The organism is Streptococcus sp. SS-4456 (assembly GCF_036680365.1).
In the GTDB taxonomy this organism is placed as follows: Bacteria; Bacillota; Bacilli; order Lactobacillales; family Streptococcaceae; genus Streptococcus.
The window spans coordinates 1-25,179 of record NZ_JAVIHI010000005.1 but is presented as its reverse complement, the minus strand read 5'-3'; the positions used below and the strand labels follow the sequence as shown (position 1 = coordinate 25,179).

The window sequence follows — 25,179 nt, the reverse complement described above, 5'->3', positions numbered from 1 at the left end:
GTCTAATGTATATTTTATGAAAATCATTCACTTAACAAACGAATACTATATAGGAGGATGTCACTAATGAATTCCGTCAAGAGAGAAATATTACCAGTTGGTCAAGGTGCTTTTTATCTAGAGACTTTGAGGTTGAGAGGAAACGAATACAGGGTTATCTATGATTGCGGTTCGGCTACTAATGTAATGTATGTGGAGACTCAAATAAAAGCTAACTTAAATAAAAATGAAGAAATTCATGCTGTATTTATATCGCATCTGGATGATGATCATGTGAATGGGTTGGAATTTTTGCTACATCATTGCAACGTGAGGCATTTGTTTTTTCCATTGATTACGTCGGAAACGAGAGAATTGAACGAACTGATGAATGTGATTAATGAAACGGCTCCATCGAGTTTTGTACGTAACTTTATTTCGACAAATGGTCAGAGCATAGAAAACTCTGATGTAGTACTACATCCTATTTCAGTTGAACACCAAGAAGGGAGCCTAATTGCTGAAACTTCAGAAGCGATATTTGGGGCAGGAGTTGAAGTTGATTGGGTATATTTGCCGCATAATTTTAGAGAAGATACGAGAAAACAAATCTTCGAGACAGAATTAAAAAAAATAAATTTAAGTATGAGTATTTTAGATTCGAATGGAAAAGTTGACTTGCAGGAATTAAAAAAACTATGGATTCAAGGGACAAAATCGGATAAAAGTGAGATTAAAAAAGCTTATTCAAAAGTTCCCGGAAGTTTAAATGTAAATTCAATGATGTTATATTCTGGTGCAGGTCTGCCTTTTAATAGTTGTTCTAATAAATGTAGATTATTTTCCTGCATTTACCACCATAATGGGAACCATGAATACATATATTTTAACGGTTGTCTTTATACAGGTGACTATGAAGCTGGTAAATACGATTGGAATAAAAAAAAGTGGATTAGTTGTAAACAAAAATGGGATTCTGTTGAAAATGTCTACTCTAAGTATTTTAGAAATATTGGCCTTGTTCAAATTCCACATCACGGTTCAAGACATAATTATAATGAAGGATTTAGAAAGAAGATTAATTTCGCTGCTTACTTTGCATCGGCTGGAAAACATAATAGATATAGGCACCCGCACAAGGAAGTTTTAGTTGATTTAATTTCAAATCAAAAATGTATTAACACGATAACTGAGGACGCTAACTCAAAAATGACTTATTATTGTCATTGGTAATAAAATCACATAGAAAGACCAAGAATGAGAATCGCAGACAAAAACGTTACTCGTGCCGTCCTTGAACGCCACGGGTTTACCTTTAAGAAATCCTTCGGTCAGAACTTTTTGACCGATACCAATATTTTACAGAAGATTGTAGATACGGCTGAGATTGACCAGAATGTCAATGTCATCGAAATCGGTCCTGGGATCGGGGCCTTGACCGAGTTTTTGGCGGAAAATGCCGCCGAAGTCATGGCCTTTGAGATTGACGACCGCCTGATTCCGATTTTGGCGGACACCTTGGGTCGCTTTGACAATGTGACCGTGGTCAACCAAGATATCCTCAAGACCGACCTGCAGACCCAGATTCAGAATTTCAAGAATCCTGACCTGCCCATCAAGGTCGTGGCCAACCTGCCCTACTACATCACCACCCCTATCCTCATGCACCTGATTGAGAGCAAGATTCCCTTCAGCGAGTTCGTGGTCATGATGCAGCGGGAGGTGGCCGACCGCATTTCTGCCGAGCCAAACACCAAGTCCTACGGTAGCCTGTCCATCGCGGTCCAGTACTACATGACTGCCAAGGTGGCCTTCATCGTGCCACGCACCGTCTTTGTGCCCGCACCAAACGTGGACTCCGCCATTCTCAAAATGGTCCGTCGCGAGCAACCCCTGGTGAACGTCAAGGACGAAGATTTCTTCTTCCGGGTGTCCAAGGCCAGCTTTGTGCACCGCCGTAAGACCTTGTGGAACAACCTGACCAACCATTTTGGCAAGTCCGAAGAGGTTAAGGACAAGCTGACGCAGGCACTTGGCATGGCAGAGCTGGAAGCCAGTGTTCGTGGAGAAGCACTTTCCATGGCTGACTTCGCACGTCTGTCTGACAGCCTCCAGGAAGTTGGTTTATAAGTAGGTATTGATTGTGGTGAAATCTGCAATCAATATTTATTTTAATGGAAAATTGTTTTCCTGTTTGCCTTGTTCGTTGACAGTGGGTGGAAAGCTTGCTATACTGAAAAGTGACTAACTTTTGAAAAATATTGTCTGCAAATTAGCAGAATATTTACAAAAACAAGAGAGAGTTTCCCTCTTTTTTTATGAAGGTATCGATATGTTAAAAACTATGCTGAAAAAGCATCCCCATTTAGTAGCCCTGGGCCTATTTGTGGGCTTTTCTTTATTATTATTAGTTCCTCATTTGCTAACTAAGGGGATGGTGACAGGTGCGGACTTGATTTTCCACTACAATCGTTTCTATGATGCGGCAATACAGATGAAGGAGGGAAATTTCTCCTATATCATCAGTTTGTATGGTTACCAGCAGTCAGGACGGATTGTCAATGCTCTCTATGGGCCTTATTTTGCCTATTTACAGGGGGTGCTAGTTCTTTTAAGTGGGACCTGGTTTCGTTATCAAATTTTGTCCAATCTTCTCTTGGGAACTCTGAGTGCCACCTCTCTCTATCTCCTCATGCGTGAGGTCAAGGTTAAATATACTCATTCCATTCTCTTATCCATGTTCTTTGTGACCACCTATTCCATTCAGTATTGGTGGGCAACCCAAGGATTTACCAGCTGGGGAGTGGCTCTCTTTCCGCTTTGTTTAATCCCTGCAGTCCGTTTCTTGCAGACGAACAAAGTCCCCATTTTCCTCATGGCAGGAGCTGTGGGGCTTATGTTACAGGTCCATATGCTATCGACCTTGTTCTTGGTCATTGCCTATGGCATTCTCTTTTTCATTGGTTGGTGGAAATCAGACCAAAAAATGAAGATTATTGGACAAGTAGCCCTGTCGGTAGGGATTTTCCTGCTCCTAACCATCAATATCTGGTTGCCACTGGTTTATATCAATGCGACCAACACCTTGGTACCACCATTTGTAAATAAGAAATTCGTTCAAAATACTGTCACATGGCTGAAAACAGCCTTTCTCTACTATCCCTATCCATTGCCAATTTTCTTTGGAATCTATCTCTATTTCTTGGTGAAAAATTGGAAGAAACAATCACTGGTTCTGGGTGGTCTTGCTCTGACCTACGCAGTATTTTTGATTTTGTCAACCAACCTCTTCCCTTGGCAGTTATTTGCTGGTAAGGGAATTACCTTGGTTGAATTGATTCAATTTCCTTTCCGCTTCTTCCTCTATGCCAATGCCTTGTTGTTGGCAGTTGTGGGGGTACAGGTTTCAGGCTTGTCAGACAAAATACAGAAAATCTTTTCAGGTTTGACTGTTATTTCTTTGCTTGTTTCGGTTGGTTTCCTCTGGAATGAAAGTTATAAGGAAATCAAAGGACATTATTATAGCGATACCTTCCTACAAAAACGAATTCATACGACCTTGTACGGGACGACGGAAGAGTTACGGGCTTCTTTCCATTCCAAAGACTTGGGTGAATTTATCCACATTGCTCAGAAATCTACGCCGGACTATGTACCAGATTTATCAGAAAAGACGGGGCATCTGACTAATGAGGAGTCGGACAATACCTATTTTACCTATCGTGACCAAGTGATTTTACCAAATCAAGATTTTACCAAAGAAGTTGATGGTAATCAGCTGGTGGTGACTTGGATGGCGTCGGAAGCAGAAGAAACAGCCCTGCCAATCATTGTCTACCAAGATAGTCAGCTTGTTTTGAATGACCAAGTCTTGGATAGAGAAGATGTGGAGCTCTCCACAATCGGTGTACCAACAGTTACCAGCCAACCGGGGCAGAATACCCTAATTCTATCCTACAAGCAACAGTGGTGGTTACTGCCAGTTATCATTATCAGTTTGACTGGATGGCTAGTCTGGTCGATGTACTACATCTTTATTTACCGAAAATCAAGCCTTTCCTAAGAGAGAAATGTTATGAAACAAATCAATCCAAAGGCAAGCAAGCAATTTATTCTGGTTATGATTATGACCGTTTTGCTGGCGATGGGTCGGGCTCTATTGCTAAGTGGAGTATCTTTCCCGCTCTGGTTTATCCCCCTGCCCTTGCTTGCCTATCTTATTTTTACTTTTTATATCTTGGTCCTGCTGGATAAGTACGAACAGTTTATCAAGACCAAAACCTTTGCCAAGTATGTCGGCTATTTTCTAGGCTTTCTGTATCTTGTCAATCTAGTCTATCGGCTCAATGCCAAGAAATATCAACCCTGGAATATTTTCCGTAATAATCTCTTTCAATTTGAGTTTCTATTGATGTTGGCTCTTCCAGTATTGTTGGCATTTTTATGGCGGAAGAAGACGGGAATTCGAGAAAAATTAAGCCAGTGGTCAGCCAATCACTTGGTACCAGATGGCTATTTGCTCTTGACCAGTTTGCTTTCTCTCAGCCCTCTAGCTATCTCTTATTGGAAAGATAGCCATTATGAGAGTTTGGTTGAGAAAGGTTCTTACATAGAGTTTTTCAGCCAGACACCGCTGTTTGCGCCTATTCATTTTATAGGGACCTATATATTTCTCCGCTATCTTCATAAGGCATTTGTAGAGTTTAAGGCCAATCGGACCAATGTCCACAGCATGGTCTTTATCAGTCTGGTGCTGGCAAGCCTGTCCCATATCGGCTATCAGGTCTCCATGGCTGGGGCGACGGGGTCTTATTTTACCCGCCATCTCTTTCCGGGGGCTATTGTCTTTCAAATTGCCTGCCTCTTTTTCCTAAACATTATCATCAGCTTGGTCATCAACCGTCAAATCTTGTCGGTTGCTGTCATTGCTGGTTTAAATGTGACCTTGATAGCGGCCAATTTCCTCAAATTTCGCTATCGTTCGGAGCCATTGACCCCAAATGATTTCAAATGGATTGGTAATATGGGGATGATTCTCAGCTTTATCAGTCTGCGTGTTGTGCTCATATCGCTATTCTTTTTAGTGATTCTGTTCTTTCTTTATCGGAAAATTCATAAGAACTACTTCCAAGGACAGATTGTCGCTTCTATCTGGAAACGGCTGGCAGGAATTTCAGTCATCGTATCCCTAATTTTAGGAATGGGTTGGGCTATTCGCAATGAAAAAGACCATAAGATTGCTGGCTGGATACCTATTCTTTCTCAGGTCAATAACTGGCGTAACGTAGATTGGAAGGGCTATGCTTTTGTGGCTCGTTATCGGACTCTTTCATTCCTCTGGTTGCAGCAACTCAGCAAGACCAGTATGGAAATGCCTGAGAATTACTCTGAGAAGACCATGAAGGCCATTGTGAAGAAATACACCGCCTTGGCTGAGGAAATCAATGCAGAACGGACAGGCCAATTGACTGACCAGACAGTTATCTATATTCTTAGCGAGAGTTTGGCTGACCCTCGTCGGATTCCCGGTGTGACCCTCAGCCAAAATGTCCTTCCAAATATTGAGTACATCATGAGTCAGACTACTAGTGGTTTGATGAAGAGCGACCACTATGGTGGTGGGACTGCCAATATTGAGTTTCAGGTTTATAGTGGTTTACCACTTTACAATTATAATTCTTCTATTTCATCTGTCTATCTGGATGTGGCGCCAAATATGAAGAAGTTGCCAAGTATCAGCGACCTCTATCCAGCAGATAGCCGTGTGGCTATTCATCCCTACTTCGATACCAGTTACAATCGTAATTCAATCTATAAGCAGTTGGGGATTGAGCAGTTCTATACTCTTAATAGTGCCAAGTATCCACTTGCAGTGACGGCTGAAGATTATCAGGGGAATTTTGTCAGTGACAAGAAGACCTACGATTTGATTTTGGAGCAGGTGCGTTCAGGAACAAATACATTTGTCTCTGCCATTACTATGCAAAACCATGTGCAGTGGAACTCTGCTGAGCCTGCAAGTATTACAGCTTCGGGTGAGGGCTTCACGGCTGAGGAAAATGCCAACCTCAATAGCTATGTTCGTCTTCTATCCTTTACGGATCAAGCAACCAGGGATTTTCTAGACCAGCTCAAGACTTTGGATAAAAAGGTGACCGTTGTCTTTTACGGCGACCATTTGCCAGGTTTGTATCCTGAGTCAGCATTTGTGACTGATCCAAGTCTGCAATATAAGACAGATTATTTCGTTTGGAGCAATTTTGAAACAGAAGACTACCATTATGATTTGGTCAATTCTAGCGACATGAATGCACTGATGCTGGAGACGACCAATAACAAGGTCAGTCCTTACTATGCCCTCTTGACAGAAGTGCTTCATAAGGACCGAGTAGGACAGGCTGAGCGAGATGCGAAAGTTGCAGAAGAACTCAAACTGGTCCAATATGACCTATCTACAGGAAAAGGCTACCTTTTGAAATACAAAGATTTTTTCAAAGTAGCGACAGAACCGACAGAATAAAAATAGGGAGTGGGAAAGAACTCGACTGGTCAATAAAGAGTTCGTCTTCCCACCCCCGCACAGTTGATTAGGTCAGATTTGGAGTGTGAAACACGAACAAATCTGCCAATCAACCACTGCGCTGAGATGTTGGCACGAACTTTGAGAAGCGAGGCTGGACTTTATGCCTAGCTTCTTTTTCTTTATATGAAGATTCACACAAACATGGGCAGTTGTGGTATAATAACGGTGTTTAATACAGATTTTTTATTGCTTTGCTTAGAAATCTATCAAACGGTGGAGAAGAAATGAAAAAGAGGAATTTTTGGCTAACCCTATCTTGTATTTTTGCAGTATCCCTGCTCAATGTTGGCTTTCTGTACCAATATCGCTATATTATTGATGCTATTGCAGCTGGAGATAGACAGGCCTTTGTGTCCTATTTTGTGCTGATGGGGCTAACTGTCCTTGTCATGCTGGTCTTTGAATACATTCGTCAGATTGCCAATGTCAGCTATCTCAATCAAGTAGGTTTCCAATTGCAGGCGACCTTTATTGGGAAAATGTTTGATTTATCTTTTAGGCAGTTTGTTGAGCAGGGGGCAGGGGCCTATATTTCTCAGCTCAATAATGATTTGGAGACGGTGAAAGAAGATTATTATGACGCTTTCTTTACGATTTTTCAAGGTGCTTGTACCTTTGGCATTGCCAGTCTAGCCTTGCTTAGCTTGGATGGTCTGACCGCTATTTTCTTGATTCTGATTTCCTTTTTGCCAGTTGTGATTCCCTATTTGTTTAAAAAGCGGAGAAGGCTCAATCAGGAGGCGATTTCGGACAGTCAGCAGGTCTATAATACAAGGGTTTCAGATGTCTTTCTGAGTTATTTACAAGTGAAAAATAGTCGCCAAAGACAGCAAGTTTTAGATGGTCTGAACGATCGCTATCAAGCAGTCAATGACAAGGTCAATCAGGCCAATCGAACGACAGTAACCATGCGGCTCTTAGTCGGTTTGGTCTTTTATCTGACCACGCTTTCGATTATATTTATCGGTGGTTTTCAAGTCTTTTCTGGTGCCTTGACCATCGGTGGCTTGACAGCTATTCTGACCATTTCAGAGCAGTTGGTGGATCCCATTAATAGCATTGCGGCAGCCTTTTTGGATAGACATGCCGTTAAGGAATTGAAGCAAGAGTTTGAGTTATCTTCTTTGGGTCAAGAAACGAAGGGGCAGGAACCAGCTTCAGCTTTCCAGAGCATGCAACTGGTCAAGGCTAGTTATGCTCTCGGTGAGAAGCAGGTCTTTGAAGACCTGACCGTAGCGTTTGAGCGTGGCAAGAAGTATTTAATTCTTGGGGAAAGTGGTTCTGGCAAATCTTCCTTGGCTTTTATTTTGACCAAGAATAGCCAACTGCAAGCAGGGGATATTTACTTTGATAAAACCTCTCTTTCAGACTTGTCCTACCAAGCCATTCAAGACAAGATTGCCTATCTGCCACAAGAGGGAGCTCTTTTCCATGATACTGTTCTCTACAACTTGACCATGGGACGGGAGGTTCCAGAAGATAGGCTGATGTTTCTCATTAAGACCATGAACCTTGACAGTCGTTTCCCAAGTTATGACTCTTTAAGCGAGGAAATTAGTGATGATAGCGGACTGTCTGGCGGACAAAAGCAGCGCCTGCTCTTGATACGTGCCTTGCTGCAAGATAAGGATATCTTGTTGTTGGATGAAAGTCTGTCTGCCTTGGATCAGGAAACCTATACAGTGATTGAAACCTACCTTACCTCACTAACTGATAAGACGCTCATTCATATTTCCCACCGTGTGTCCGATGAGGTCCTTTCTCGTTATGATGGGGTGATACGGATTGGGGAGGGCAATTAATACTCTTTGAAAATCAAAATTAGACCTTGTTGACTTGATTTGATAAGTAAAAGGCTCCAGTGGAGCCTTTCAGCCTGTTACCTTGAAACAAAATAGTAACAGGGTTCTATCCGCGTAAGTAGAAACGAACTACGTTCGCTCTATCTCCAACCTCCAAAGGTTCCCCAAACCTTTGGAGCTTGGCTGTTTTTTGATTTTCATTGAGTATAAGTGAGAAGATATAAAAATGACCCCAAGCCAATAATTCTGACCTGGGGTTATCCTTTATAAATAATGCGGAGGAAGGGATTTGAACCCTCACACCCGATGGGCACATGCGCCTGAAGCATGCGTGTCTGCCGTTCCACCACCTCCGCTTGTTTTTTATTATACTATTTTTTAGTTGAAATGACTAGAGGAAAATGTAAAATCGAAACCGCTTGCGGTTTTTTTGTAGGAAATTTGGTATAATAGGAACAAGTACACACAAAGGAGTCTTCATTGCAAGGAAGAATTATCAAGGCCTTGGCTGGTTTTTACTATGTCGAGGCAGAGGGACAGATTTATCAAACCAGAGCTAGAGGACATTTTCGTAAGAAAGGCCAAACGCCCTATGTGGGTGATTTTGTGGACTTTTCTGCCGAGGAAAACTCAGAAGGCTATATATTAAAGATTCATGAGCGGAAAAATAGTTTGGTTCGACCTCCTATCGTTAATATCGATCAGGCGGTGGTTATCATGTCGGCTAAGGAACCAGATTTTAATGCCAATCTACTGGATCGTTTCCTAGTTCTCCTTGAACAGAAGGATATGGATCCCATTATCTATATCTCTAAGATGGACTTGGTGGAAGATTGGGCGGAGATGGATGTCTTCAAGACTATCTATGAGAAAATTGGCTATCCTTTTGTCTATAGTTTGGATGAATTGACGCCTCTTTTACAGGACAAGGTGACGGTCTTTATGGGGCAGACAGGGGTTGGCAAATCGACACTTCTCAATCGAATTGCACCAGAATTAGCCTTGGAAACAGGGGCTATTTCAGATAGTCTGGGGCGTGGTCGCCATACCACTCGTGCGGTCAGCTTCTACAATGTCTTCGGTGGGAAAATTGCGGATACGCCAGGTTTTTCATCCCTAGACTATGAAGTCAAGGAGGCTGAGGCACTGACAGATTGTTTCCCAGAGATTGCGGAAGCCAGCCAGAACTGCAAATTTAGGACCTGTACCCACACCCATGAGCCGGATTGTGCGGTCAAGGAAGCTGTTGCCAGCTTTGCTATTTCCCAAAGCCGCTTTGACAATTACCTCCAATTCCTCAGCGAAATCCAAAATCAGCGCGAAACCTATACCAAGGTAAGTAAGAAATTCAAATAGAAAGTTGGTTCTCTATGTCACATTATAAGATTGCACCGTCTATTTTGGCGGCAGATTATGCAAATTTTGAAAAAGAGCTCAAGCGTCTAGAAAAGACAGGTGTGGAGTATGTGCACATTGATGTCATGGATGGTCATTTTGTGCCAAATATCAGCTTTGGTGCGGATGTGGTTGCGGCTATGCGTCCTCATAGTAAGCTAGTTTTCGATTGCCATCTCATGGTGTCCAATCCTGAAAATCATATCGAGACCTTTGCACGTGCGGGTGCAGATATCTTGACTATTCACGCAGAAGCAACGGTTCACTTGCATGGGACCCTCCAAAAAATTCGTGCTGCTGGGATGAAGGTGGGTGTGGTGATCAATCCAGGCACTCCTCTTGTGACCATTGAGCCTGTGCTCAACTTGGTGGATCAGGTACTTCTCATGACGGTCAACCCTGGTTTTGGTGGTCAGGCCTACATTCCAGAAGTGGCTGAAAAGATTGAGGCCTTGGTTAAACTCCGTGAAGCCAAGGGATTGATTTTTGACATCGAAGTGGACGGCGGGATTGACGACAAGACCATTCATTCAGCCAAAAATGCGGGTGCCAATGTCTTTGTGGCTGGTTCCTACCTCTTCAAAGGCGATTTGGATGCCAACGTTGCTAAATTGAGAGCTGCCCTCCATGATTAAGATTGCTGTCATTGCAGGCGGTTCCTTTGACTGCCTTCCTGAGCCTGCCGACCTCTATGTGGGGGTAGATGCAGGCTCTCTTCGTCTTCTGGACCATTCCCTGCCACTTGACTGGGCTATCGGTGATTTTGACTCGGTGACACCTGAAGAATTAGGGCGGATAAAGGATCAAGCCGAGCGTTTTTTGCAAGCTCCTGCTGAAAAAGATGATACAGACTTGGAGCTGGCTTTAAAGGAAATCTTCAAGGCCTATCCGCAGGCCCAGGTTCGCATATACGGAGCCTTGGGTGGTCGCATGGACCACATGATGGCCAGTCTCTTTCTGGCTGCAGAGCCGGACTTGGCACCCTATATGGAGCAGATTGAATTGGTGGATAGTCAGAACATCGTCCGTTTTCGACCAGCAGGTCGGCACCGTTTGTCACCGATTGCTGGTATGAAGTACATTTCCTTTATGCCGTCGGATCAGAGCCGCCTGACCATTCGTCATGCCAAGTACCCGCTGGATGCCAGAAATTATTTTTTCAAAAAATGCTATGCTTCTAACGAATTTATAGATAGAGACATAGACATTCAACTGGATCAGGGCTACGTGGTCCTGATCTACAGTAAGGACAAGGATTAGATGGATATTGTACTACTTATTTTGCTGATACTGGTCTTGGTGGCCTTGGTTTTTCTTTATGGAAAATGGCAGAGCTTGGCCCTGCTTTTGCAAGATCAAGCAGAAGACACAGCAGACAACTTGTCTGACCAGCTCAGCTATCAACTGGAAAATGCTACCCTCAAACAGCAACAGGCCATTCATCAGGAGGTAGAAAGACTCCGCACGGAGCTTTACCAACAGCTAACAGACATCCGTCAAGAGCTGAATAAGAGTCACTTGGAAACGCGAGATGCCACCGACCGCCGTTTGCAGGCCATTCAGGAGTCCAATGAAAAACGCCTGGAAGAAATGCGGCAGACGGTTGAGGAAAAGCTGGAGAAAACCCTGCAAACCCGCCTACAAGCCTCCTTTGAAACGGTGTCCAAGCAATTGGAATCGGTCAATCGTGGTCTGGGCGAAATGCAGACGGTGGCGCGTGATGTGGGCAGTCTTAACAAGGTCCTGTCTGGCACCAAAACCCGCGGCATCATGGGTGAATTACAGCTGGGACAGATTATCGAGGATATTTTGACACCTAGCCAATATGAGCGAGAGTTTGCCACGGTTTCAGGTTCTAGTGAGCGTGTGGAGTATGCGGTCAAGCTACCAGGACGGACTGAAGGCGACTATATCTACTTGCCGATTGACTCCAAGTTTCCGCTGGCGGATTACTATCGCTTGGAAGATGCTTACGAAAGTGGGGACAAGGACCAGATTGACCTCCATCGCAAAAATCTCTTGGCGGCTATCAAGCGCTTTTCTAAGGATATTCAGAGCAAGTACCTCAATCCGCCTGAAACCACCAACTTCGGCGTCTTGTTTTTGCCAACCGAGGGGCTTTATTCAGAAGTGGTCCGCAATCCGATTTTCTTTGATGAGCTTCGCCGTCAGGAAAATATCGTAGTAGCTGGCCCCACTACCCTGTCTGCCCTACTCAATTCCCTCTCCGTCGGCTTTAAGACCCTCAATATTCAACGGTCGGCCGATGATATTTCCAAGGTCTTGGGCAATGTCAAGCTGGAATTTGGCAAGTTTTCTGACCTCTTGGTCAAGGCTCAGAAACAGCTCAATCAAGCCAGCAGCAATATTGACAAACTCCTAACCACTCGTACCAACGCTATCGAGCGTAGTCTTCGTACCATTGACCTGTACGAAGATGACCAAACCAAGGGACTGCTTGGCCTGTCCCCATTAGATGAGGAAGATAATGAAAATTAACCAAATGAAAAAAGATGAATTCTTCGAAGGATTCTATCTGATCAAGACAGCTGAAGTCCGTCAAACACGGGCTGGAAAAGACTACTTAGCGCTGACTTTCCAAGATGATACTGGCGAGATTGAAGGCAAGGTCTGGGATGCCCAACCAGGGAAAATCAAAGACTTTACTGCTGGGACAGTTGTTCACATGCAGGGTCGTCGTGAGGTTTACAACAATACCCCTCAGGTCAACCAGCTTGTTCTCCGTTTGCCAAAAGCTGGTGAGCCAAATGATCCTGCGGATTTTAAGGAAAAACCACCTGTTGACGTCAAGGATACCAAGGAATATCTGAGCCAGATGATTTTCCGCATTGAAAATGCCACTTGGCAGCGGATTGTCCGTGCTCTTTACAGCAAGTACGACAAGGAATTCTATTCCTATCCAGCAGCCAAAACCAATCACCATGCCTTCTATTCGGGCTTGTCCTTCCACACGGCGACCATGGTCCGTTTGGCTGATAAAATTGGTGACATCTATCCCCAGCTCAACAAGAGCCTGCTCTTTGCAGGAATCATGCTTCATGACCTAGCCAAGGTGATTGAACTGACAGGTCCTGATAACACAGGATACACTGTCCGTGGCAATCTGATTGGGCACATTTCCTTGATTGATGAAGAGATTACCAAGGTCTTGATGGAATTGGGCATCGATGACAGTCTGGAGGAAGTGACTGTTCTGCGCCACGTTATCCTCAGTCACCACGGTCTCTTGGAGTATGGAAGCCCTGTCCGTCCGCAGATTATGGAGGCAGAAATCCTCCACATGATTGACAACATCGATGCGGAAATGATGATGATGCTATCGGCCTTGGACAAGGTCGGCCCAGGCGAGATGACTAACCGCATCTTTGCCATGGATAACCGCGCTTTCTATAAACCCAATATCGACTAATGGCAGTTAGGATAGTGTCTCGACAGCCCCTCACCAAAGGCTGGTCCACGGACAAAAAGTACAAGGTCCAGCTAGAAGATGGTCGCTTTGGTCTTTTGAGAATAGCAGAGCGGCCAGCCTATGAGGCTAAGCAATTAGAGTTTCAGTTAGTTGAAAACCTGTTTGGTCTAAGTTTGCCTGTGGCAGAGCCACTAAGTTTTTGGGCGGATGACTTGTCAGTCTACACCCTTTATGAATGGGTGGAAGGTCAAGATATGAATGAAGTGGCTTCTAGTCTGTCTGATTCTGTCTTGTATGAATTGGGCTGTCAGTCAGGGCAGTTTTTGCGAACCTTGCATGCTCTACCGATTGACCAAAGTCTGCGCGACTGGAACAGTTTTTATCAGGCTAAGATTGACAATAAATTAGCGGCCTACCAAGCAGCTAGTCATTCCTATCCAACTGGACCAGCCATGATTGATTTTGTTCAGGCCAATCGTCACTTGCTTGAAGGGAGACCGATTGCCTACCATCACGGTGATTTTCATACAGGGAATTTTCTACTGGGAAGAGATGGAAAACTTAAGATTTTAGACTTTGATCGCTATGACATAGGAGACCCCTGGGAAGAATTCAACCGTTTGATTTTTACGGCAGACTTGTCTCCAGCCTTTGCGCGTGGTCAGCTGGATGCCTATTTTGAAGGACATATTCCTGAAGAATTTTGGAGGCTTCTAGCCCTTTATCTGACCGTGAATAGTCTGGGAGCTCTTTCGTGGGCGGAGCAGGTGGATCCCCTCCAAATCCCCTTGATGAAAGAACAGGCTGATGCTGTTTGGACTTGGTATCAAGGCTATAGCAGGCTTCGACCATCATGGTATTTGTGAAAAATGAACAAAATACGAAAAAAGCGGACTTTTTAAAATAAAAAAGTTCGCTTTTTGCATGGATTGTGCTATAATAGGAAAAAGCCAAAAAGGAGAACGATATGAAATTAAGAAGAAGTGAACGAATGGTTGTTATCTCTAACTACCTCATCAATCACCCTTACGAATTAACAAGCTTGAATACCTTTGCGGAAAAGTATGAGTCTGCCAAGTCTTCGATTTCAGAAGATATTGCAATTATTAAAAAAGCCTTTGAAGAAAGTTCGATTGGTCAGATTGAAACCATCACAGGAGCTAGCGGAGGGGTTGTATTTACGCCTTCTATTTCTAAGGAAGAGTCCATCGAGATTGCTCAGGCTCTTCGTGACCAGATGGCTGAAAGTAACCGGATTTTGCCAGGTGGCTATATTTACTCATCTGACCTTCTTTCAACACCTCATGTCTTGAAAAACGTTGGTCGTATTATTGCTAATTCTTTTAAGGAAGAAAAGATTGATGCCGTCATGACGGTTGCGACAAAGGGTGTTCCCTTGGCCAATGCCGTTGCCAATGTACTCAATGTTCCATTTGTTATCGTTCGTCGAGACCTCAAGATTACAGAGGGTTCAACCGTTTCGGTTAACTATGTGTCAGGATCGAGCGACCGTATTGAGAAGATGTTCCTATCCAAGCGTAGTTTGAAGGCAGGAAGTCGTGTCTTGATTGTTGATGACTTCTTGAAAAATGGTGGTACCATCAATGGTATGATCAGTCTACTCTCTGAGTTTGATTCAACCTTGGTTGGCGTAGCTGTCTTTGCGGAAAACCAAAAAGGTGATCGCAACGTTGCCAACTACAAATCGCTTCTAGCCGTGACCGATATCAATGTCAAAGAAAATCGCGTGGATGTTGAGTTGGGTAATATATTTGAATAATGAAAATGAAGAAAAGAGCTGGTTTTCAGCTCTTTTTTACTATTCTATCAAAACTCTCCGATCTTGCTTCTACACTGATTTCTTTTAAGGTCAGCGGGTGGGTCAGGCTGAGTTTTTGGGCGTGGAGCATGAGGCGGGGGGCTGCGACTCGACTGTAAAGAGGGTCACCGATTAGGGCATGGCCGTGGTGGGCTAGATGAACTCGGATTTGGTGAGTCCTTCCTGTCTGGAGGCGACAGGTAACCAGACTGTTTTTGCCAAGGGTCTTCAAGAGGCGGACCTGGGTAAGAGCTGTCTGCCCCTTTCGGTTGTCGACCACTCGCTTTCTGCGGTCGTGTCGGTCCCGTCCAATCTTATCGGTGATGGACCAGTCTGTCTTTTTTAGCTGGCCTTGGCAGAGGGCTAGGTAGTCACGGTAGATAACCTTGTCTTCCAAGAGCCGATTGAGAATGGGCAGGATAAAGGGATTTTTGGCGAAGAGAATGGCTCCGCTGGTTTCCATATCCAGCCTGTGGACTACATAGCAGGTCTGACCGACATAGGCGGATACATGGTTGAGCAAGGCAATTTCCGTCGGCTCATTGCCGTGGGTTTTCATGCCCTCAGGCTTGTTGACGATAATCAAATGCTCATCCTGATAGAGCTCCTTCACCAAGTCCGCCTGTCCAAGTGGAATGTTTTTTTCAGGATAATCTTCCTGGTCAAAGGTCAATTCCAGAAGGTCGCCTGCTGCTATCGGGCTCTGCCAGTTAATCAGCTCGCCGTTGACACGGACATGCTTCTTGGTACGGAGGAAGTGGCGGATTTTTCTGGGAATAAGAAAATAATCTTCCAAGACTTCTTTGACAGTCAGTTGGGGAAAGGCTTGGGGAATGCGAATATCAATTTTCATCTTATAGGCTGGTGGAGTGCTTGGGTTGCACTTTTTCGTTTGGATTGAGGTAGTTCATGGCATTGTTAACAGCGGTTGGGGCTTCGCCCAGTCCAGTCGCAATCAGGTCGATTTTGCCTTCATAGAAGCAACAGTCACCGATGGCATAGATACCAGGGACAGAGGTTTCTTGCTTGCTGTTGACAACGATGCGGTGGCGATTGAGCTCCAATCCCCATTCTTTTAGCGTACCGACAGATGATTTGAAACCGTAGTTGACAAAGAGGTGGTCGAAAGACAGGGTCAGCTTGTCCTCGCTCTTCACCTTATCGAAATCAATGGCAGAAGCTCTGCCATTTTCCCCAGAAAGCCCTTTAGGGACAAATGGTGTGTGAATGGTGACGCTGGACTGCTTGAGTTCTTCTACGCTGTGTTCGAGGGCTCGGAAGTTATCGCGTCGGTGGACGATCTGAGTGGTCTTGGCGATTTTTTCAAAGGCCAGGGACCAGTCGACCGCAGAGTCACCGCCACCCAAGACGACAATGTCCTTGTCCGCATATTGCTGGATGTTGGACACGTGGTAGTGGACATTGTCAAAGCTGTCGGCACCATCAATCTCCAGCGGACGTGGCTTGAAGGCCCCGCCACCCATGGCGATAATCAGAGTCTTGGTTTGGTGGCTGCCCTTGTTGGTTGTTAGGGTAATGATTTCCCCAGGTTCGATAGCAGTCAGGGTTTCATTGAGGCAGATAGTGGTGTCAAAGGGTGCCAGTTGGGCAAGGAGGTTGTCCGTCAATTCCTGTCCCGTCAGGCTTGGAAAGGCTGGAATGTCTAAAATGGCCTTCTCAGGATAGAGAATGGCAGGCTGGCCACCCAGTTGGGGCAGGGAGTCAATGATTTTGACCTTGGCTTGACGGAGATGGGCGTAGAAAGTGGCGAAGAGACCGACTGGTCCGCCACCGATGATGGTAATGTCATATACTTGTGTCATGGAATATCCTTTTCTTGTTCAGAATGACCCTATTTTATCATATTTTTGGAAAATTTTCTCTGTCTGTTGTCACAAGTGGTCGCAGGCTTTTTTCTGCTAGTTTTTAGGAAATGGTGTATAATGGTACAAAATTCATTAGAAAGAGGTATGTGATGGATAGAGATGATTTAGAGTATCAACCGATTGATGTACCAGAGGACTTTCAGGCTGAGCAGGAAGAATATCCTCGTCGTAGCCGTAGAGGAAGTGGTAAATCTTTAGAAAAAGCAAAGAAGAAGTCACGAATTCCAGAGCCGATTCGCAAGTTTTGGCGTCGCTATCAGTTGACTAAGATTTTAATGATTGTGATTGGGGTCATGGTATTGACCGTAGGTGGCTATCTCTTCTTCCTAGCAAAGACAGCTAATGTTGGGGATTTACAGGAGGCTCTCAAGGCTACTACCATTATCTACGATAAGGATGGAGCAGAGGCCGGCACCTTGTCTGGTCAAAAAGGTACCTATGTGGAGCTGGATGCGATTTCAGATCATATGGAAAATGCCGTCATCGCGACGGAAGATAGGAGTTTTTATAAAAACTCAGGAATTAACTACCAGCGGACTATCCTAGCGGTCTTGACCTTGGGGCGTTCAGGTGGTGGTTCAACTATTACTCAGCAGTTGGCTAAGAATGCCTTTTTGACCCAGGACCAAACCATTAGCCGGAAGGCCAGAGAATATTTCCTTGCCCTTGAAATCAATAAGAAATACAGCAAGCAGGAAATCCTAACCATGTACCTCAACAATGCTTATTTTGGCAATGGGGTCTGGGGTGTGGAAGATGCTAGTCAAAAATATTTTGGGATTTCTGCCAGTGATTTGTCGATTGAGCAATCCGCTCTACTAGCAGGCATGTTGAAAGGTCCGGAGATTTATAATCCCTATTACTCTATTGAGAATGCGACCAATCGTCGGGATACGATTTTGCAAGCCATGGTAGATGCAGGAGTCATTGATCAGGCAACGGCGGATGCAGGTTTTCAGGTCGATTTGGCCAGTCAATTGGCGGATACCTATTCAGGAAAACAGAGTAACTATTCCTACCCATCTTATTTTGATGCGGTCATTGCAGAGGCCATTGACAGATATGGTTTGAAAGAGTCGGACATCATCAACAACGGCTATCGGATCTACACGGAGATGGACCAGAATTCGCAGGCTAGTATGCAGGTCATTTTTGACGATGAGTCCATGTTCCCATCCTCCAGCTATGATGGGACCTATGCCCAGGCTGCCAGCGTGGCTCTTGATCCTAAGACGGGTGGCGTACGCGCCTTGGTTGGTCGTGTTAACAGTGCAGAGGATGCAGACTTTAGAACCTTTAACTTTGCGACCCAGGGGAAAAGAAGCCCAGGGTCAACCATTAAGCCTCTTGTAGCCTATGCACCTGCGGTGGCTGCGGGCTGGTCCACAGACATGGCTTTGGATAACCATACGGAAACCTATGGCGATTACACTTTGCATAACTACGATCGTTCGACCTCGGATACCATTCCTATGTATCAGGCTTTGGCCCTTTCTTACAATTTGCCAGTAGCCTACATAGTGAACACCTTGGGTATTGACAAGGCCTTTGAATATGGGAAAAAGTTTGGTCTGAACATGGATGAAGTTGAAAAGGTCTTGGGTGTATCAATCGGTTCGGGTGTGGAAACTAATCCTCTACAAATGGCCCAGGCCTATGCTGTCTTTGCTAACAAGGGTGTCATGAAAGACGCTCACTTGATTACCCGTATTGAAACAGCCAGTGGTAAGGTTCTGGCAGAGCATCGTGAAACTAGTACCAAGGTTCTTGATCGGTCGGTGGCTGATAAGATGACTTCTATGATGCTGGGAACATTTACAAACGGTACAGGTGTAACAGCTGATGCGGCAAATTACTACTTGGCTGGTAAGACGGGAACGACGGAAACCAGCTTTAATGTGGATTTGGTCAATGACCAGTGGCACATTGCCTACACGCCAGATTTGGTTATTAGTCAGTGGGTTGGTTTTGAGCAGACGGATGAAAACCACTATATTGACAGCGGCAGTTATTGGATGGCGCCAGCAGTTTTTCAAACAGTGGCCAATTCCATACTTCCCTATACTGCGGGAACTCCTTTTGATGTTGAGAATGCCTATGTGCAAAATGGAATTGTGGAAGTAGCAGAGGAACCAGCGGCACAGTCCGAGGTTGGCATTAGCCAGGAGCAGGTACAGGAGATTTCCGATCAAGCTCGTAATCTGATTGAGCAAACCAAGCAAAATCTGATTGATGCCCAGTTGCCAGAGAGGGCTAAATCTCTTTGGGATACGGTTACAACTTGGTTTGAGGAGTTGTCAAATCCTTAGAAACATGATAAAATGAGAGAGATGGAGGGCTTTATGGCACTAAAAAAAGCAAGCCTAGCCTGTACTGTTTGTGGTTCTCGCAACTATTCGATTAGTCTGTCGAGTAATCCCAAGCCAACACGGTTAGAAGTAAATAAATTTTGTAAACATTGTGGACAATACACCGTTCACAAGGAAACCAGATAGGAGTAGCGCGTGAAATTTTTGAAAGATATTTTCCAGATTTTAAAAAAGACCGCCTGGCCAACTCGTAAGCAGAGCTGGAAGGACTTTGCCTCTGTTGTACAATATACAGCATTTTTCGTGGCAATTGTTTATCTCTTTGACTTGATTTTGTCACGTGGTATCATGAGTTTAATCAATCTTTTCTAGAAAACACTTGCCATTTGTAAAATGGAAGTGATATAATAAAGAAAAGCGAAAGCCTTCGGGCTTTTTTTAGCGTCTAAAAATGCAGTGGTTCCATAGAAAGGAAGATAAAAATGTACGATAGTTTTGATAAGGGCTGGTTTGTTTTGCAAACCTATTCAGGATATGAGAACAAGGTCAAGGAGAACTTGCTCCAACGCGCCCACACCTATAACATGTTAGAAAACATTCTTCGTGTAGAAATTCCTACCCAGACCGTTCAAGTTGAGAAAAATGGTGAGGTTAAGGAAGTAGAAGAAAATCGTTTCCCAGGTTATGTCTTGGTGGAAATGGTTATGACCGATGAAGCTTGGTTTGTAGTGCGTAACACGCCAAACGTTACAGGTTTCGTGGGTTCACACGGGAACCGTTCAAAACCAACTCCACTTTTGGAAGAAGAAATCCGTCAAATCTTGGTATCTATGGGTCAAACTGTTCAAGAATTTGATATTGATGTCAAAGTTGGCGACACTGTGCGTATCATCGACGGTGCCTTCACCGACTACACAGGTAAAATCACAGAAATCGACAACAACAAGGTCAAAATGGTTATCTCTATGTTTGGTAATGATACCATTGCTGAAGTTAACTTGAGCCAGATTGCTGAGTTGTAATATATCCATGCTCCTCATAGTGACAAGCTGTGGGGAGTTTGTTGTTATTTTGAGTGTCCAAAATTTGTCCAAAACTTTTTTCTGTATTTACCGAATTTTACCAAATAACAAAACAAAAAAGCCTGAAAAATCGGGCTTTTGACTTGTATAAAATCGGATAAAATCCTATAATAAAGGCGGTAGACGGATTTGAACCGACGATCAAGCTTTTGCAGAGCCGTGCCTTACCACTTGGCTATACCGCCATAACAAAGAATATTGTACCTTAAATAGTGAAATTGGTCAAGTGGAAAAATAAACATTTACAGATAATGTGTCTGGTAAAGGGCAGTGAAGGCTGGAAATGCTAGTCGGAGCAACTGTCAGTATGGTTAAGAATAACCATACTTTTCACTTTAGATCTATTTTTCATTATGGAGGTTATTATGAAAAAATATCTAGCTTTAGTACTGGTTTGTGTAGCGACCTTATCAGCTTGTAGCAAGTCAAATGTCCAGACGAAACAATCCTCAACCTCGTCATCCACTCAGCAAAGTTCGACTAGTTCATCAACGAAACAACAAAGTTCAACTAGTTCGAGCCAAGTCAAGAAGGACGATAAGGAACTGTATCAGTCCGTCTTTTCGGATTATCAGGCAATCATTGGCTTTGCGAAAAGTGCGGATAAAGAAAATGTAGAAAAAATGATGGCTGTCCTACAAGGTTTACAGCTTCCGATGAATTCTTGGGTTATGGAAAGTGCGGTAAAAACTGCTCCCCATTTAAGATATGCCTTTTATGATCTTAATCAGGATGGTCAGAATGAACTGTTCATCGGATCTGAAAATACAGATGGGTCAGTATTTGTAACGGGATTCTACGCGATTATTGATAGTCAAATTTCTTTGTTAGCAGAAAATTTTGTAGCTGGAGTTGGTGGTGGGAGAAGCGCCCTTGTCTTGTTCCAGAGTGGAGAATATGTTAGTTATGGATGGAGTTCAGGGACAGGAGATGCCGTAGGTACGCTTAATAAGTTAGATGCAAATGGTCAATTGATTGAGGGAGTCGAGCAAGATTTTCATATGAGAGATGAACTTGTTTCTGTTTTTGGAAAGACAGAGTCAGAAATTCTAGATCCTAATCAATTTGACTGGGAAGAATTTGAGATTGACAGAACAGAATCAGAAACAGAAATGAGCAGTTCAGAACAAACAGATGGTGTCCAGTCCATGAATTTGGAAGAAATCCAAGCTGGAAATTTTGCTAGCTTGGAAGGTGATTGGGTCAATGCGCGTGGCGATCGAATAGAGATTGATAGTCAGGGGAATGTGGCTGTAAATGGTGGTGGCAATACTGCCTTTGTTGATGTACAAAATGCCAAGTTTGAAGGTGAAGTTCTTTTAGCAGGAATTACCAATCCAAATGCTATGGCTTCACCTACCATACCAACTTTGCTGATTCCAAAAGGGGTACAGAATACTTATGGATTTTTAGAAGGGCATAGCGATCAGACGGACACCAGCAAGGATAGGATTTTTACTACCCAGAGTGTCGCAACGACAGAAAGCTTTAGCCAAGGTGTCTTTTATCGAGTGGATGATTAGGAGAGATGGGATGAAAAAGAATAGAATGATATCAGCCTTACTTTTGGGAGCGAGTGTCTGCTTGCTGGCGGCCTGTGGCAGTCAGAAGCGGGAAGTAACCCCGACATCTTCATCTAGCTCATCCACTAGCACTAGCTCGACAAGTACAAGCTCCAGTACTTCAACCACAACAATGACTTCCTCATCGTCAACTAGTTCAAGTAGCCAAACTGGCTTGTGGGATGCTGCTAAAACAGAAGCATTGAGAAGGTTTGTGATTGACCAATGGGGACCATCGTTCTCGCCTCCTCAATACTATGTGTCTTATGGTCCTAGTCGCCAAGGTAACTTTTTTGGTGTGACCTTGCCCTCAGGTGTGCTCAGTGGCTCAGGGCAGCAAATGACGCCTGATTTTCTAGGAGAAACTCCTGACCTAGTTTGGAGTGAAACTGGTCAAGTAGAGGCAGGAAAAACAGCAGTTGTTGGGATATATTCGGATATTGAAGCCTCAAAATCTCAATTGGCCCACCTCTATCTCTTTACGATCAAAGATGGTCGGGTTATTGCTTGGATTACTGAACAAAATCAAGGCAACCCAGAGAAGCGTTTGTATTTCCGACCGACTAAAAACCAGGAATTACAAGCATTCTTTGAAAACTTGGTTCTCGGTGAAAGTTCAGCAGTGGCAACTGAAACTAGCTCGGTAACTATTCCTAATACGTCTGTAGACACCAAGAATTTGACCGTCGAGCAAGCGGCTAATTGGGCCAAGGCACATGCTGCGACAAGATATGGCACACCATTTACTAAAGATGATTTTCTAGCACAGGTGGTGACTAATGTTCAGTCATCTGATGGCTTGGTCTATATTGAGGTAAGAGAAGACCATAGCAGGCCCAATATGAAGGGGACCGATCCAAATGTAGCCCCAGCTGCAGGCTTTTATAGGATCAATGCTAATGGTCAGTTAGAGAAAATGGATGTTGTGGCAGGGTCCTATTCTGTTGTTGCAGAAACATACTTTGAATAGAAAAAGTGCCGATTTTTGACGAATTTCTCTACTATTTTGCTTGAAAATAGGCAGGTATTCTGATATACTAATAGAGTTGCTGTGCAACAAATACTCATCTCGGATCAATTGTGGTCTTGTTGCCGAAAGGTTGGGCTGCAAGTCGAAGTTCGGGAGAGGAGAAAAAACAAAAAGGAGAAATACTCATGGCAGTAATTTCAATGAAACAACTTCTTGAGGCTGGTGTACACTTCGGTCACCAAACTCGTCGCTGGAATCCTAAGATGGCTAAGTACATCTTCACAGAACGTAACGGTATCCACGTTATCGACTTGCAACAAACTGTAAAATTGGCTGACCAAGCTTACGAATTCATCCGTGACGCTGCAGCAAACGACGCAGTTATCTTGTTCGTAGGTACTAAAAAACAAGCTGCTGAAGCTGTTAAAGACGAAGCTATCCGCGCTGGTCAATACTTCATCAACCACCGTTGGTTGGGTGGAACTCTTACAAACTGGGGTACAATCCAAAAACGTATCGCTCGTTTGAAAGAAATCAACCGCATGGAAGAAGATGGAACTTTTGACGTACTTCCTAAGAAAGAAGTAGCATTGTTGAACAAACAACGTGCTCGTCTTGAAAAATTCTTGGGCGGTATCGCTGACATGCCACGCATTCCAGACGTAATGTTCGTAGTTGACCCACACAAAGAGCAAATCGCTGTTAAAGAAGCTAAGAAATTGGGTATCCCAGTTGTAGCGATGGTTGACACAAACACAGATCCAGATGATATTGATGTTATCATCCCAGCTAACGATGACGCTATCCGCGCTGTTAAATTGATCACAGCTAAAATGGCTGACGCTATCATCGAAGGTAACCAAGGTGAAGACAGTGTAGCTGCAGTTGAAGCTGAATTGGCAGCTGAGCCAGCATCTACAGAATCAATCGAAGAATTGGTTGAAGTTGTAGAAGGTAAATAATAAGTAACGAGGACGATTTAAAATCTATATGGTTTTAGCTCGTGTACAATTCTAAACTACAAAAACAATCCTAGAGGGGCAGGGCTGAGCCCGCTCCTCTATTTTATAAATACAAACAAGGAGAATAGACATGGCAGAAATTACAGCAGCTCTCGTTAAAGAATTGCGTGAAAAATCAGGTGCTGGCGTTATGGACGCGAAAAAAGCATTGGTTGAAACTGAAGGTGATATCGAAAAAGCGATTGAATTGCTTCGCGAAAAAGGTATGGCTAAGGCAGCTAAGAAAGCTGACCGTGTAGCAGCTGAAGGTTTGACAGGTGTTTACGTTGACGGTAACGTAGCAGCAGTTGTTGAAGTTAACGCTGAAACAGACTTCGTTGCGAAAAACGCTCAATTCGTTGAATTGGTAAACACTACTGCTAAAGTAATTGCAGAAGGTAAACCAGCTGACAACGAAGCAGCTCTTAAATTGGCTATGCCTTCAGGTGAAACCCTTGAAGAAGCATACGTAAACGCAACTGCAACAATTGGTGAGAAAATCTCATTCCGTCGCTTTGCTTTGGTTGAAAAAACAGATGCTCAAGCATTTGGTGCTTACCAACACAACGGTGGCCGTATCGGTGTTATCTCAGTTGTTGAAGGTGGCGACGAAACTCTTGCAAAACAAATCTCAATGCACATCGCTGCGATGAAACCAACTGTTCTTTCTTACACTGAGTTGGATGAGCAATTCGTTAAAGATGAGTTGGCACAAATCAACCACAAAATCGAACAAGACAACGAAAGCCGTGCAATGGTTGACAAACCAGCATTGCCACTCTTGCAATATGGTTCTAAAGCTCAATTGACTGATGAAGTAATCACTGCAGCTGAAGAAGCAATCAAGGCTGAATTGGCAGCAGAAGGCAAGCCAGAAAAAATTTGGGACAAAATCATCCCAGGTAAAATGGACCGCTTCATGCTTGACAACACTCAAGTTGACCAAGCTTACACACTTCTTGCACAAGTGTACATCATGGACGACAGCAAAACAGTTGAAGCTTACTTGAACTCAGTAAACGCGTCAGTTGTAGAATTTGCACGTTTTGAAGTGGGTGAAGGTATCGAGAAAGCATCAAACGACTTTGAAGCAGAAGTTGCAGCTACTATGGCAGCAGCTCTTGGTAAATAATTGCTAGTCTTCATTTTATCTTTTATTACTTCGTTAACTCGCCTTGCCGTACTTCAGTACAGCCTGCGGCTCGTTTCCTAGTACTAAAAGCAAACTGAAAGACTACTCGACAATTCAAGAACTTCCGAATGGGAGTTCTTTTTCTACCATTTGTCAAGTCTATCAAGGTATTTGATGAAAAATATGTTGAGTTCAATAGTCAAAATAAGGAAATTGTTTTCTTTTGGAC

The 25,179-nt window shown here is 43.9% G+C and carries 22 protein-coding genes and 2 tRNA genes; 20 read left to right on the top strand and 4 right to left on the bottom strand.

Going from position 1 to position 25,179, the window contains the following annotated elements; translation table 11 throughout:
- The first annotated feature begins 57 nt into the window (after positions 1 to 57).
- From RFK25_RS02445 to RFK25_RS02425, 5 genes are all read left to right on the top strand, one after another.
- A complete protein-coding gene (locus RFK25_RS02445) occupies positions 58 to 1,212 on the top strand; it encodes an MBL fold metallo-hydrolase (protein ID WP_332411257.1) in 1,155 nt (384 codons plus the stop codon).
- Positions 1,213 to 1,236: 24 nt separating this feature from the next.
- A complete protein-coding gene (gene rsmA / locus RFK25_RS02440) occupies positions 1,237 to 2,109 on the top strand; it encodes a 16S rRNA (adenine(1518)-N(6)/adenine(1519)-N(6))-dimethyltransferase RsmA (protein WP_332411255.1) in 873 nt (290 codons plus the stop codon).
- Positions 2,110 to 2,311: 202 nt separating this feature from the next.
- On the top strand, positions 2,312 to 4,042 hold the full coding sequence (locus RFK25_RS02435; RefSeq protein WP_332411254.1) for a hypothetical protein: 1,731 nt from the start codon (positions 2,312 to 2,314) through the stop codon (positions 4,040 to 4,042).
- A 12-nt stretch (positions 4,043 to 4,054) separates the two neighbouring features.
- Positions 4,055 to 6,499, top strand: a complete 2,445-nt coding sequence (locus RFK25_RS02430; RefSeq protein WP_332411253.1) for an LTA synthase family protein — start codon at positions 4,055 to 4,057, stop codon at positions 6,497 to 6,499.
- Positions 6,500 to 6,786: 287 nt separating this feature from the next.
- Complete coding sequence (locus RFK25_RS02425) at positions 6,787 to 8,364, top strand: ABC transporter ATP-binding protein (protein ID WP_332411252.1); 1,578 nt, start codon at positions 6,787 to 6,789, stop codon at positions 8,362 to 8,364.
- Positions 8,365 to 8,638: 274 nt separating this feature from the next.
- On the opposite strand, the gene RFK25_RS02420 is transcribed toward RFK25_RS02425, so the two are convergent.
- A tRNA-Leu gene (locus RFK25_RS02420) sits at positions 8,639 to 8,720 on the bottom strand.
- Positions 8,721 to 8,844: 124 nt separating this feature from the next.
- Between RFK25_RS02420 and rsgA the strand changes: the two genes are divergently transcribed.
- From rsgA to purR, 7 genes are all read left to right on the top strand, one after another.
- Positions 8,845 to 9,720: a ribosome small subunit-dependent GTPase A gene (gene rsgA / locus RFK25_RS02415; RefSeq protein WP_332411251.1), complete on the top strand. Its 876-nt coding sequence runs from the start codon at positions 8,845 to 8,847 to the stop codon at positions 9,718 to 9,720.
- Positions 9,721 to 9,734: 14 nt separating this feature from the next.
- Complete coding sequence (gene rpe, locus RFK25_RS02410; RefSeq protein ID WP_332411250.1) at positions 9,735 to 10,394, top strand: ribulose-phosphate 3-epimerase; 660 nt, start codon at positions 9,735 to 9,737, stop codon at positions 10,392 to 10,394.
- A complete protein-coding gene (locus RFK25_RS02405) occupies positions 10,387 to 11,019 on the top strand; it encodes a thiamine diphosphokinase (protein WP_332411249.1) in 633 nt (210 codons plus the stop codon). The genes rpe and RFK25_RS02405 overlap by 8 nt, the downstream gene beginning before the upstream one ends.
- Positions 11,020 to 12,258, top strand: coding sequence for a DNA recombination protein RmuC (locus RFK25_RS02400; protein WP_332411247.1), 1,239 nt, complete (start codon positions 11,020 to 11,022; stop codon positions 12,256 to 12,258).
- The gene (locus RFK25_RS02395; protein ID WP_044669574.1) at positions 12,248 to 13,189 is read left to right on the top strand and encodes a 3'-5' exoribonuclease YhaM family protein; all 942 of its coding nucleotides are present in this window, start codon (positions 12,248 to 12,250) and stop codon (positions 13,187 to 13,189) included. Before RFK25_RS02400 ends, RFK25_RS02395 begins: the two co-directional genes overlap by 11 nt.
- Complete coding sequence (locus tag RFK25_RS02390; RefSeq protein WP_332411245.1) at positions 13,189 to 14,055, top strand: aminoglycoside phosphotransferase family protein; 867 nt, start codon at positions 13,189 to 13,191, stop codon at positions 14,053 to 14,055. The genes RFK25_RS02395 and RFK25_RS02390 overlap by 1 nt, the downstream gene beginning before the upstream one ends.
- 101 nt (positions 14,056 to 14,156) lie before the next feature.
- Positions 14,157 to 14,969, top strand: a complete 813-nt coding sequence (gene purR, locus RFK25_RS02385) for a pur operon repressor (protein WP_332411244.1) — start codon at positions 14,157 to 14,159, stop codon at positions 14,967 to 14,969.
- Between the two features lie 25 nt (positions 14,970 to 14,994).
- Here the strand turns inward: purR and RFK25_RS02380 are convergent, their stop codons facing one another.
- Complete coding sequence (locus tag RFK25_RS02380) at positions 14,995 to 15,861, bottom strand: RluA family pseudouridine synthase (RefSeq protein ID WP_332411242.1); 867 nt, start codon at positions 15,859 to 15,861, stop codon at positions 14,995 to 14,997.
- Position 15,862: 1 nt separating this feature from the next.
- Positions 15,863 to 16,831, bottom strand: coding sequence for an NAD(P)/FAD-dependent oxidoreductase (locus RFK25_RS02375; RefSeq protein ID WP_332411241.1), 969 nt, complete (start codon positions 16,829 to 16,831; stop codon positions 15,863 to 15,865).
- 152 nt (positions 16,832 to 16,983) lie between these two features.
- Here RFK25_RS02375 and pbp2a point away from each other — a divergent pair, with 152 nt between their 5' ends.
- The 4 genes from pbp2a to nusG all read left to right on the top strand — a co-directional run bounded on the left by pbp2a (position 16,984) and on the right by nusG (position 20,225).
- A complete protein-coding gene (pbp2a, locus tag RFK25_RS02370) occupies positions 16,984 to 19,203 on the top strand; it encodes a penicillin-binding protein PBP2A (RefSeq protein WP_332411238.1) in 2,220 nt (739 codons plus the stop codon).
- Positions 19,204 to 19,236: 33 nt separating this feature from the next.
- Positions 19,237 to 19,389: a 50S ribosomal protein L33 gene (gene rpmG, locus RFK25_RS02365; protein ID WP_002940258.1), complete on the top strand. Its 153-nt coding sequence runs from the start codon at positions 19,237 to 19,239 to the stop codon at positions 19,387 to 19,389.
- Between the two features lie 9 nt (positions 19,390 to 19,398).
- Positions 19,399 to 19,575: a preprotein translocase subunit SecE gene (gene secE / locus RFK25_RS02360; protein ID WP_105124308.1), complete on the top strand. Its 177-nt coding sequence runs from the start codon at positions 19,399 to 19,401 to the stop codon at positions 19,573 to 19,575.
- Between the two features lie 110 nt (positions 19,576 to 19,685).
- Complete coding sequence (gene nusG / locus RFK25_RS02355) at positions 19,686 to 20,225, top strand: transcription termination/antitermination protein NusG (RefSeq protein WP_002940254.1); 540 nt, start codon at positions 19,686 to 19,688, stop codon at positions 20,223 to 20,225.
- A 174-nt stretch (positions 20,226 to 20,399) separates the two neighbouring features.
- On the opposite strand, the gene RFK25_RS02350 is transcribed toward nusG, so the two are convergent.
- A tRNA-Cys gene (locus RFK25_RS02350) sits at positions 20,400 to 20,470 on the bottom strand.
- Between the two features lie 180 nt (positions 20,471 to 20,650).
- Between RFK25_RS02350 and RFK25_RS02345 the strand changes: the two genes are divergently transcribed.
- The 4 genes from RFK25_RS02345 (at position 20,651) to tsf (ending at position 24,950) form a co-directional block, all read left to right on the top strand.
- Positions 20,651 to 21,808, top strand: a complete 1,158-nt coding sequence (locus RFK25_RS02345) for a DUF6287 domain-containing protein (protein ID WP_332411237.1) — start codon at positions 20,651 to 20,653, stop codon at positions 21,806 to 21,808.
- Positions 21,809 to 21,818: 10 nt separating this feature from the next.
- A complete protein-coding gene (locus RFK25_RS02340) occupies positions 21,819 to 22,817 on the top strand; it encodes a DUF4767 domain-containing protein (RefSeq protein WP_332411236.1) in 999 nt (332 codons plus the stop codon).
- Between the two features lie 185 nt (positions 22,818 to 23,002).
- On the top strand, positions 23,003 to 23,779 hold the full coding sequence (gene rpsB / locus RFK25_RS02335; RefSeq protein WP_014637198.1) for a 30S ribosomal protein S2: 777 nt from the start codon (positions 23,003 to 23,005) through the stop codon (positions 23,777 to 23,779).
- Between the two features lie 130 nt (positions 23,780 to 23,909).
- Positions 23,910 to 24,950, top strand: a complete 1,041-nt coding sequence (gene tsf, locus RFK25_RS02330) for a translation elongation factor Ts (RefSeq protein ID WP_332411234.1) — start codon at positions 23,910 to 23,912, stop codon at positions 24,948 to 24,950.
- Positions 24,951 to 25,179 lie beyond the last annotated feature (229 nt).

Bases quoted from the DNA above. Each gene is read 5' to 3' on its own strand.
- RFK25_RS02445 (WP_332411257.1), top strand. From the start codon at position 58: ATGTCACTAATGAATTCCGTCAAGAGAGAAATATTACCAGTTGGTCAA.
- rsmA (WP_332411255.1), top strand. From the start codon at position 1,237: ATGAGAATCGCAGACAAAAACGTTACTCGTGCCGTCCTTGAACGCCAC.
- RFK25_RS02435 (WP_332411254.1), top strand. From the start codon at position 2,312: ATGTTAAAAACTATGCTGAAAAAGCATCCCCATTTAGTAGCCCTGGGC.
- RFK25_RS02430 (WP_332411253.1), top strand. From the start codon at position 4,055: ATGAAACAAATCAATCCAAAGGCAAGCAAGCAATTTATTCTGGTTATG.
- RFK25_RS02425 (WP_332411252.1), top strand. From the start codon at position 6,787: ATGAAAAAGAGGAATTTTTGGCTAACCCTATCTTGTATTTTTGCAGTA.
- rpe (WP_332411250.1), top strand. From the start codon at position 9,735: ATGTCACATTATAAGATTGCACCGTCTATTTTGGCGGCAGATTATGCA.
- RFK25_RS02405 (WP_332411249.1), top strand. From the start codon at position 10,387: ATGATTAAGATTGCTGTCATTGCAGGCGGTTCCTTTGACTGCCTTCCT.
- RFK25_RS02400 (WP_332411247.1), top strand. From the start codon at position 11,020: ATGGATATTGTACTACTTATTTTGCTGATACTGGTCTTGGTGGCCTTG.
- RFK25_RS02395 (WP_044669574.1), top strand. From the start codon at position 12,248: ATGAAAATTAACCAAATGAAAAAAGATGAATTCTTCGAAGGATTCTAT.
- RFK25_RS02390 (WP_332411245.1), top strand. From the start codon at position 13,189: ATGGCAGTTAGGATAGTGTCTCGACAGCCCCTCACCAAAGGCTGGTCC.
- purR (WP_332411244.1), top strand. From the start codon at position 14,157: ATGAAATTAAGAAGAAGTGAACGAATGGTTGTTATCTCTAACTACCTC.
- RFK25_RS02380 (WP_332411242.1), bottom strand. From the start codon at position 15,861: ATGAAAATTGATATTCGCATTCCCCAAGCCTTTCCCCAACTGACTGTC.
- RFK25_RS02375 (WP_332411241.1), bottom strand. From the start codon at position 16,831: ATGACACAAGTATATGACATTACCATCATCGGTGGCGGACCAGTCGGT.
- pbp2a (WP_332411238.1), top strand. From the start codon at position 16,984: ATGGATAGAGATGATTTAGAGTATCAACCGATTGATGTACCAGAGGAC.
- rpmG (WP_002940258.1), top strand. From the start codon at position 19,237: ATGGCACTAAAAAAAGCAAGCCTAGCCTGTACTGTTTGTGGTTCTCGC.
- nusG (WP_002940254.1), top strand. From the start codon at position 19,686: ATGTACGATAGTTTTGATAAGGGCTGGTTTGTTTTGCAAACCTATTCA.
- RFK25_RS02345 (WP_332411237.1), top strand. From the start codon at position 20,651: ATGAAAAAATATCTAGCTTTAGTACTGGTTTGTGTAGCGACCTTATCA.
- RFK25_RS02340 (WP_332411236.1), top strand. From the start codon at position 21,819: ATGAAAAAGAATAGAATGATATCAGCCTTACTTTTGGGAGCGAGTGTC.
- rpsB (WP_014637198.1), top strand. From the start codon at position 23,003: ATGGCAGTAATTTCAATGAAACAACTTCTTGAGGCTGGTGTACACTTC.
- tsf (WP_332411234.1), top strand. From the start codon at position 23,910: ATGGCAGAAATTACAGCAGCTCTCGTTAAAGAATTGCGTGAAAAATCA.